This is a genomic window from Actinomadura meridiana, from assembly GCF_039537545.1.
GTDB classification, from domain to species: domain Bacteria; phylum Actinomycetota; class Actinomycetes; order Streptosporangiales; family Streptosporangiaceae; genus Spirillospora; species Spirillospora meridiana.
On sequence record NZ_BAABAS010000028.1, the window covers coordinates 130,540 to 139,230 of the forward strand.

Below are 8,691 nucleotides of genomic sequence, written 5' to 3' on the forward strand. Positions count from 1 at the left end.
CGCCGCCGGAACGCCTAGGGCGCGGCGAGGTCGTCGGCCACGGCCCGCAGCACGGTGGCGATCTTCTTGGCCTCCGCCGGGGCCGGGTGCTTGCCGCGCCGGTAGGTGTTGGAGATGTCGTCCAGCAGCTTGATGAGGTCCTCGGTGATGACGACCATCTCGTCGGGCTTCTTGCGCCGCTGCTTGGCGATGGTCTTCTCGACCGACGGCAGCGTCTCCAGCACCCGCACCTGGAGCGCCTGCTGGCCACGGCGACCCTCGACCACGCCGAACTCGATGCGCTGGCCCGGCCGGAGAGTCGTGACGTCGCCCGGCAACGCCGATGAGTGCACGAAGACCTCACCGCCGTCGTCGCGCGTGAGGAAGCCGAACCCCTTGTCGGAGTCGTACCACTTGACCTTGCCAGTCGGCACCGGGAACCTCGTTCGGTAATCGTCCTGAATCGACCCCAAGATTAGTGCCTCGCCAAGGGCCGGTGTACACACCGAAACCCCCGCGAAGCCTGCGGGGCCGACGTTCAGAAGCTATCCCGGACGTCCGACAACGGCATCCGAATATCGCATCGCCACCCGCCGCGGCTCAGGACGTCCGGAACCCGCCGAGCCATTCCGGGAATGCCAGCAGATCGGGCAGGACGACGTCCGCGCCGTACTCGCTCAAAGCCGCCGAATCGTAGGCGCCGGTCGCGACCGCCACCGCCACCGCAGACGCCGCGCGGGCCGCGTCGACGTCACCGGTGTGGTCGCCGATGTAGGCGCGGGCGGAGTGCTCGCGCAGCGCGGCGCCCTTGTCGGCGCCGAACAGGCCGCCGACCACGGCGTCCACCTCCAGGCCCAGGTACCGGACGGTCCGCTCGGTGTCGGCCTGGTTCTTGCCGGACACGACGATCACGCGCCCGCCCCTGGCCCGGACCGCGTCCACCGACGCCGCCGCGCCCGGCATCAGGACCGTCGCCGGGACCGCGATGTCGGCGTAGATCGCCCGGTAGCGCGCCGCCATCACCGGAACCTCGTCCGGCGGGAACCAGTACGCCAGCTCCACCTCCAGCGGAGGCCCGATGCGGCGCACCACCAAGTCGGTGTCGATGGGGACGCCGCTCTCCGAGGCGAGCGCGGCGTAGACGGCGCCGATCCCGGCCCGGGTGTCGGCCAGCGTCAGGTCCAGGTCGAAGCCGACGGACGTCAGAAGATCGAGATCAGGCACGTCCCCAGGGTATGAGGGGCCGGACGCACGCGAGTACCCGCGCTCCCCTGGTAGTGGCGATGCGACGGGATCCGAGTCGGAGAGCGCGGGAGTTCTCGCGCGGCAACCCGCTCCACTGTGACCGGACTGCCTGTTCGTCGATATACCCGCGCCCCCGGGCACAAACCGCCTGACCAGGGAAAACAAGGGGCTGGAACACCCCACCCCCGGCAAAAGGACGCCCCGCCGCCCCAGGGTGCCGTACTCCCGGGGCTAGTCGCGGCCGGGGAAGCGGACCTCCTCGAACGGCCACTCCCGCGTGACCCACGCGCGGACGAACTCCTCCAGCTCCTTCTCCAGAGCGGAGTTCTCCTCGTCGGCGCGGACCCAGAACACCACGACGGCGTCCACCCCGGGATCCTCGGACGGGGCGACGTGGATGCGGCCGATCTGGCGTTCCCCGTCCGGCGTGATCACCACGTAGCTGAACGAGCGCCGCAGCTGGCCCTCCTTCTGGAGCCAGGCGACGTCGATCAGGGCCTGCTCGAACGTGAACTCGTGGTCAGGCCAGCCCCACTCGGGGCCGAACCGACCGGCGAGGCGGTCCAGGCTGCCGAGGACGGCGCCGTAGTCCTTGACCACGTCGTGCACGGTGATCGGACGGATCTGGAACCGGGGACCCGCCACCAGCGTGGGCACCACGAAGTCCTCGGGCAGGAAGGCCCCGTCGGCCGCCTTCCGCGGAGACTCGAACATCGCCGACCTTTCCGACGACGCCCCTTCCGGCGACGGGGCGCGGGCATCGAAACTCTAGCGGCACCCGGGACCACGTCGAGGCGTAACACTCGGTGAATGCGGTCAGGCTTTACCCCTCCCGGCACGACCGTCCCACCCCACCCCACGAACGGCCCCACGAACCTTGTCCGGCGGCCCCGCCGAAGACGGTGCCGGGGACCGGCCCGGCGGTACGCTCGATCAGCGCGGTTCCCGCCGGGCGGGCGCCCGCGGCTCCGGCACGGACGCCCGAACCGTGTGGCCGGTCCATGGAGGTGTGAGCAGATGCCGTCGTCCAGCCACCGTCAGTCGTCCAGCCACCGTCAACGGCGCGAACGGATCGTGGCCGAGTCGCTCCGGCTGTTCGCCGACCGCGGCTACGCGGCGACCTCGGTGGCGGAGATCGAGGCGGCCGCCGGGCTCTCCCCGGGCGCGGGCGGCCTGTACCGGCACTTCCGGTCGAAGGAGGAGGTCCTCGCCTCCGCCGTCCGCGAACACATCGAACGGACCAGACGGCAGATCAGCGACGTCCTCGACCAGCCGATCGACGGCGCGGACCGTCCGCTGGAGGCGCGGCTGCGGATGACGTGCCGGTCCGGGCTCACGAAGGTCCGCGAGGAGCAGGACCTCATCCGGGTACTGTTTCGCGACCTCGACCAGTTCCCGCACCTCGTCGCGGAGATGCGCGAGGGCATCGTCAACCCGCTCTACGCCGCCATCGCGACCTGGCTGGCCGCGCAGCCCGAGTTCGAGGACGCCGACGAGGACTGGCCCGCCATCGCGACAGTGCTCGGCGGCGCGGTCGTCAACTACTGGCTGGCCAGCGAATCCATGTACGAACCGCCGACCAGCGTCGACGAGGACCGGTTCGTGGAGAGCTGGGCGCGGCTCGGTCTCGGGCTGGTGCGGATGGAACGCGCACCCGCCCCCTGACCGGCGACCCTTGTACGCCGCCTACAGTTGGGGAACGGCATGGAAACGTACGCGGACTGGTTGCGCGCGCGGAGCGACGACGAGCTCCGCGCGCTGCTGTCCGCGCGTCCCGAACTGCTCGCGCCCGTCCCCGCCGACCTGACCGCGCTGGCCGCCCGCGCCGCGACGCCCGGCGCCGTGTCCCGCGCCCTCGACCGGCTCGACCGCTTCACCCTCGCCGTCCTGGAGGCCCTGCTCGTCCTCCCCGACCCCGCCGGGCCGTCGACGCTGGTCGACTTGATGGGCGCGACCCCGGCGCAGGTCGACGGCGCGCTCGCGACGCTCCGCCGGTACGGGCTGGTCTGGGGCGACGGGACGCCCGGCGTCACGGCACCCGGCGTCCGGACGGCCCTGCCGCACCCCGCCGGGCTCGGCCCGCCCGTCCAGGAGGTCTTCACCGGATACTCCACCGAACGGCTCACCGACCTCGTCACCGACCTCGACGGCGAGGCGCCGCGCGGGTTCGCCGACTCGGCCCGGCTGCTGGGCAGGCTCGCCGAACTGCTCGGCGACCCGGCCGCGCTGGTCGACGGCGCGGGCCCCGAGGCCCGGCCAGCCCTCGACCAGCTCGTCTGGGGCCCGCCGGTCGGACGGGTGTCCGACGCGCGCCGTCCCGTCCGGGTCGACACCGCCGCCACCCCCATCGAACGGCTCCTCGCCCGCGGCCTGCTCGCCGCCGAGGACGACCGCACCGTCACCCTCCCCCGCGAGGTCGCGCTGTTCCTGCGCGACGGGCGGCTGTTCCGGGACGTTCCGGCCGAGCCGCCGCCGCTCACCCCCGTCCCGGGCGAACCCCGTCGCGAGGACGTCGTGGTCCGGGCGGCGGCGGGCGAGGCGGCGGGCGCCGTCCGGCTCGTCGAGGAACTGCTGGAACGCTGGGGGCTCGACCCGCCGCCCGTGCTGCGCAGCGGCGGCCTCGCCGTCCGCGACCTGCGCGCCGTGGCCGGGCTGCTGGACGTCCCCGAATGGAAGGCGGCGCTGCTCGTCGAGGTCGCGTACGCGGCCGGGCTGCTGACCCGCAGCGGCGACCTCGACGGCGAATGGCTCCCGACGCCCGCCTACGACCTGTGGCTCATGCGCGACACCGCCGGCCGCTGGACGGAACTCGCCCACGGCTGGCTGAAGTCCGACCGCGCCGCCGGACTCGCCGGGGAACGCGACGACCGCGACCGGCTCATCAACGCGCTCAGCGAGGCGATGGTGCGCGGCGGCGCGCCGTCCACCCGGCGGGCGACCCTGGACACCCTGGGCGACGCGGGCCGTGGCGCCGTCGCCGAGGACGCCCTCCGCGAACGCCTCGCCTGGCTGCGGCCCCGCCGGGGCGGCCGCGACCGCGACCGGCTCATCGGCTGGACGCTGCGCGAGTCCGCCACCCTCGGCCTCACCGGCTTCGGCGAGCTGGCCCCCTTCGCCCGCGACCTGCTCATCGGCCGCGACCCCGAACCCGGCCTGGAGAAGTACCTGCCCGCCCCCGTCGACCAGATCCTCATCCAGGCCGACCTCACCGCCGTCGCGCCGGGCCCGCTCGTCACCGACCTCGCCCGGGAGCTCGCGCTCGCCGCCGACGTCGAGTCCACCGGCGGCGCCACCGTCTACCGCTTCACCCCCGAGTCGGTCCGCCGCGCCCTGGACGCCGGACGCACCGCCGCCGACGTCACCGGCCTCCTGGCCCGGCACTCGGCGACGCCGCTGCCGCAGCCCCTCACCTACCTGATCGACGACGTGGCCCGCCGGCACGGGCATCTGCGGGTCGGGGCGCTCGCGTCCTACGTGCGGACCGACTCGTCCGCCACCCTGGACGAGATCCTCGCCGACCGCCGCTCCGACCCGCTGCGGCTGTACCGGCTCGCGCCGACCGTCCTCGCGTCCGCGCTGCAAAGCGCCCAGCTCCTCGACGGCCTGCGCGCCATGGGCCTCGCCCCGGTCGCCGAGTCCCCCGGCGGCGGGGTGATCGTGACCCGGCCGGACGCGCACCGCGCCGACCCGCCGCCGACCGCCGAGATCGTCCGGTTCCGGCCGGAGGAACGTGCCGACGACTCGATGGTCTCCGCCGCCGTCCGGGCACTGCGCGCGGGCGACGAGGCGGCCGCGCTCGGCGCCGAACAGGCCCGGCTGCGGGCCGACGCCCCGGCCGGGGAACCGCCCCGCTCCCCCGCGCTCGCCACGATCGACCGCCTCCGCCGCGCCGCCGACCGGGGCCGCCGCGTCTGGATCGGCTACCTCGACCAGCAGGGACAGGCGTCCAGCCGGATCGTCGAACCCGTCCGCGTCGAGGGCGGCTTCCTCACCGGCTACGACGCCACCCGCGCCGCCGTGCACCGCTTCGCGCTGCACCGCATCACCGGCGTCTCCGAACTCACCGACGACCCGACCGCGTAGGCCCTCCGCGCGCGGGAGCCGAACGCGGGAGGGGAACCGGAGAACCTCACATACGGTCGAACAAGTGACCCTTCCGACCGATAGCGTGTCGGCGAACGAGATGAGGAGGCCCCCCGATGAGCGGGTACGGAGGGAGTCCGCCGTCGGGCTGGCAGGATCCCTACGGCGGATCGCAGGGCTGGGATGCGTACGGTCAGCAGCAGGGCCCGGGCTACTACCCCCCGCCCGGCTACGGCTACGGCCCTCCCGGCGTGCCGTACGGGACGGCGAGCAACGGCGGCGCCATCGCCGCCCTGGTCTGCAACGCCGTCCTCGTCGTGCTGTGCTGCAACATCATCGCGATCCCCGGCGTCATCACCGCCTCGATCGCCCTCGGCCGCACCAACACCGACCCGAGGTCGGCCCGCAAACTGATGATCTGGAGCTGGTCCCTGTTCGCCGCGTCCATCGTGATCGCGGTCATCGCGGTCGTGGTTCTCATGATCATCGGGGCCACGTCGGAGCCCGACTATGATTCGACCGGCGGAGTCTAGGACCCGCACCGACACACCACGGGGGCTTTCGCGTTGACCGACGGTCCACTCATCGTCCAGTCCGACAAGACGCTGCTGCTGGAAGTCGACCACGAACTGGCCGACGCCTGCCGCAAGGAGATCGCGCCGTTCGCCGAACTCGAACGGGCGCCCGAGCACATCCACACCTACCGGGTGACGCCGCTCGCGCTGTGGAACGCCCGCGCCGCGGGCCACGACGCCGAGCAGGTCGTCGACACCCTGATCAAGTTCTCCCGGTATCCCGTCCCGCACGCGCTGCTGGTGGACGTCGCCGACACCATGGCCAGGTACGGGCGGCTGCGGCTGGAGAAGGACCCGGCGCACGGGCTCGTGCTCTCCTCGTCCGACCGGTCCGTCCTGGAGGAGGTCCTGCGGGCCAAGAAGATCAAGGGAATGCTCGGCACCCGGATCGGCGCGGACGCCGTCGCCGTCCACCCGAGCGAGCGCGGCGCCCTCAAGCAAACCCTGCTGAAACTCGGCTGGCCCGCCGAGGACCTCGCCGGCTACGTCGACGGCGAGGCGCACGCGATCTCCCTCGTCGAGGACGGCTGGGAACTGCGCTCCTACCAGCGGGAGGCCGCCGAGACGTTCTGGCACGGCGGCTCCGGCGTCGTCGTCCTGCCGTGCGGCGCGGGCAAGACCATCGTCGGCGCCGCCGCCATGGCCCGCGCCGGGGCGACCACCCTGATCCTCGTCACCAACACCGTGTCGGCGCACCAGTGGAAACAGGAACTGCTGCGGCGCACCTCCCTCACCGAGGACGAGATCGGCGAGTACACGGGCGCGAAGAAGGAGGTCCGCCCCGTCACGATCGCCACCTACCAGATCATGACGACCCGCCGGAAGGGCGCCTACGCCCACCTCGAACTCTTCGACGCCCGCGACTGGGGCCTCATCGTCTACGACGAGGTGCACCTGCTGCCCGCGCCGATCTTCCGCATGACCGCCGACCTCCAGGCCCGCCGCCGCCTCGGCCTCACCGCCACCCTCGTCCGCGAGGACGGCCGCGAAGGCGACGTGTTCTCCCTCATCGGCCCGAAACGCTACGACGCGCCGTGGAAGGACATGGAGTCCCAGGGCTGGATCGCGCCCGCCGACTGCGTCGAGGTCCGCGTCACCCTCACCGACTCCGAACGCCTCGCCTACGCGACCGCGGAACCCGAGGAGCGCTACCGCTTCTGCGCCACCACCGCGACCAAGACCAGACTCATCCAGGCGCTGGTCGACCGGCACCGGGGCGAACCGACCCTGGTCATCGGCCAGTACATCGACCAGCTTGACGAACTGAGCGCCCTGCTGGACGCGCCCGTCATCAAGGGCGAGACGCGCGTCCGGGAACGTGAACGGCTCTTCGACGCCTTCCGCTCGGGCGAGCTGAACGTGCTTGTGGTCTCGAAGGTCGCGAACTTCTCCATCGACCTGCCGGAGGCGTCGGTGGCCGTCCAGGTGTCGGGCGCGTACGGCTCCCGCCAGGAGGAGGCTCAACGTCTGGGCCGCCTGCTGCGGCCGAAGGCGTCCGGCCAGGGCGCCCGCTTCTACGCCGTCGTGGCCCGCGACACCCTCGACCAGGACTACGCCGCCCACCGCCAACGCTTCCTCGCCGAACAGGGCTACGCCTACCGCATCGTGGACGCCGACACCGTCCTGGCGGGCGACGACATCTAGCCCAGAAGGTCGGCGAAGGCGTCGACGGCGGCGTCGGTCCGAGCGGGATCGGTACCGACGAGCCGACTGAGCAGGAGCCCGTCCAGGGTATCCAGGATGAGGTCGGCGAGGACGGGAACCTGCGCCTCCGGCGTCCCGAACCCGCTGACCGTGTCCCGCAGCATGCCCAGCCACGGATCGCGTATCTGCCGCAGGGCGGCACTCCAACGGTCTGGCTCATTCAGCGCCAGGACGCACATCTCCAGATAGAGCCGGATGGGCCCGGTGGCGTCAGCCCCGGTCAGAGCCCGCCAAGCATGGCGGACGAACTCCCCAACGCTTCTGGCGGGCGCCGCAGCCTCGGCCATGGACGCGAACGACGCGGCAAACCGCTGATTCACCAGCGCGACAACGTCCGCGATCAGCTCGTCCTTGCTGCCGAAATGGTAGATCAGCATGCGGTCGCTGGTGCCCAGCGCGGCAGCGAGAGGACGCAGCGACAGACCGATCAGCCCATTGCTGAGCACATGGTCGAGCGCCTTCTCGGTGAGTTCGGTGCGACGGTCCACGCGCCCCAGTGTAGCGACCGCTTCACATCACCTGTAGCAGTCGCTACACTCCGGTTGGAAAGGGGGGAATCACAATGAAGACGTCTTCTGATGTGCGTTGGCTGCTCCGCCTGGATGCCGGGCTGGAGACGGTCCTCGCGGCTATGAGCGTGGTGCTGGCGTACGACCTGTTGGGCACCGGCGAATGGCGGACGCCATCCTGGCTGTCCACGCCGATCTGGCTGGCCGTCGTACTCGTCCTGCTCCTGGCGGCCGCGCTGTTGTGGTGGCTGAGCGACCACCCCGCTCCCGCCGCCGTCCGCGCGGTCGCCATCGCCAACGGCGTCACGACCCTGACCTTCCTCGCCTGGGCCATCAGCGGCCTCGGCACCGGTCTCCAGCTGCGCGTCCTCCTGGCGGCAACCGCCGTCCTACTCGGAGCACTAGCCACCGCTCAATACACCCGGGCGACCAAACAACCTCTTAAAGCCCACACCCCGAACCCGCCCGCTCCAGCCGAACCAACCCAGCCCCGCTGAGAACCCACAAAATGAGAAAGGCCCCGCCGTAAACGGCGGGGCCCTCCCCTCAACAAAAATGTCCGGCGGTGTCCTACTCTCCCACACAGTCTCCCATGC

The 8,691-nt window shown here is 72.0% G+C and carries 9 protein-coding genes; 5 read left to right on the top strand and 4 right to left on the bottom strand.

What is annotated here, in order from left to right:
• Positions 1–14: 14 nt before the first annotated feature.
• The 3 genes from ABD808_RS35150 to ABD808_RS35160 all read right to left on the bottom strand — a co-directional run bounded on the left by ABD808_RS35150 (position 15) and on the right by ABD808_RS35160 (position 1,938).
• Entirely contained in the window at positions 15–413 is a 399-nt protein-coding gene (locus tag ABD808_RS35150) for a cold-shock protein (protein ID WP_344906674.1), read from the bottom strand.
• A 166-nt stretch (positions 414–579) separates the two neighbouring features.
• A complete protein-coding gene (locus tag ABD808_RS35155) occupies positions 580–1,203 on the bottom strand; it encodes an HAD family hydrolase (RefSeq protein ID WP_344906677.1) in 624 nt (207 codons plus the stop codon).
• A gap of 252 nt (positions 1,204–1,455) precedes the next feature.
• Entirely contained in the window at positions 1,456–1,938 is a 483-nt protein-coding gene (locus tag ABD808_RS35160; RefSeq protein WP_344906680.1) for a GNAT family N-acetyltransferase, read from the bottom strand.
• A gap of 303 nt (positions 1,939–2,241) precedes the next feature.
• Between ABD808_RS35160 and ABD808_RS35165 the strand changes: the two genes are divergently transcribed.
• From ABD808_RS35165 to ABD808_RS35180, 4 genes are all read left to right on the top strand, one after another.
• Positions 2,242–2,889 carry a TetR/AcrR family transcriptional regulator gene (locus tag ABD808_RS35165; RefSeq protein ID WP_344906683.1) on the top strand — a complete coding sequence of 216 codons (648 nt, stop codon included), beginning with the start codon at positions 2,242–2,244 and terminating at the stop codon, positions 2,887–2,889.
• Between the two features lie 39 nt (positions 2,890–2,928).
• The gene (locus tag ABD808_RS35170) at positions 2,929–5,307 is read left to right on the top strand and encodes a helicase-associated domain-containing protein (RefSeq protein ID WP_344906686.1); all 2,379 of its coding nucleotides are present in this window, start codon (positions 2,929–2,931) and stop codon (positions 5,305–5,307) included.
• A gap of 116 nt (positions 5,308–5,423) precedes the next feature.
• Positions 5,424–5,840, top strand: a complete 417-nt coding sequence (locus ABD808_RS35175) for a hypothetical protein (protein ID WP_344906689.1) — start codon at positions 5,424–5,426, stop codon at positions 5,838–5,840.
• 33 nt (positions 5,841–5,873) lie between these two features.
• Positions 5,874–7,526, top strand: coding sequence for a DNA repair helicase XPB (locus ABD808_RS35180; RefSeq protein WP_344906692.1), 1,653 nt, complete (start codon positions 5,874–5,876; stop codon positions 7,524–7,526).
• On the opposite strand, the gene ABD808_RS35185 is transcribed toward ABD808_RS35180, so the two are convergent.
• Positions 7,523–8,074 (bottom strand): TetR/AcrR family transcriptional regulator, encoded by a 552-nt coding sequence (locus ABD808_RS35185; protein WP_344906695.1) that lies wholly within the window; start codon positions 8,072–8,074, stop codon positions 7,523–7,525. The two genes, ABD808_RS35180 and ABD808_RS35185, sit on opposite strands and share 4 nt — an antisense overlap.
• Before the next feature lie 74 nt (positions 8,075–8,148).
• Here ABD808_RS35185 and ABD808_RS35190 point away from each other — a divergent pair, with 74 nt between their 5' ends.
• On the top strand, positions 8,149–8,592 hold the full coding sequence (locus tag ABD808_RS35190; protein ID WP_344906698.1) for a hypothetical protein: 444 nt from the start codon (positions 8,149–8,151) through the stop codon (positions 8,590–8,592).
• Positions 8,593–8,691: the final 99 nt, after the last annotated feature.

Bases quoted from the DNA above. Each gene is read 5' to 3' on its own strand.
- ABD808_RS35160 (WP_344906680.1), bottom strand. From the start codon at position 1,938: ATGTTCGAGTCTCCGCGGAAGGCGGCCGACGGGGCCTTCCTGCCCGAG.
- ABD808_RS35165 (WP_344906683.1), top strand. From the start codon at position 2,242: ATGCCGTCGTCCAGCCACCGTCAGTCGTCCAGCCACCGTCAACGGCGC.
- ABD808_RS35170 (WP_344906686.1), top strand. From the start codon at position 2,929: ATGGAAACGTACGCGGACTGGTTGCGCGCGCGGAGCGACGACGAGCTC.
- ABD808_RS35175 (WP_344906689.1), top strand. From the start codon at position 5,424: ATGAGCGGGTACGGAGGGAGTCCGCCGTCGGGCTGGCAGGATCCCTAC.
- ABD808_RS35190 (WP_344906698.1), top strand. From the start codon at position 8,149: ATGAAGACGTCTTCTGATGTGCGTTGGCTGCTCCGCCTGGATGCCGGG.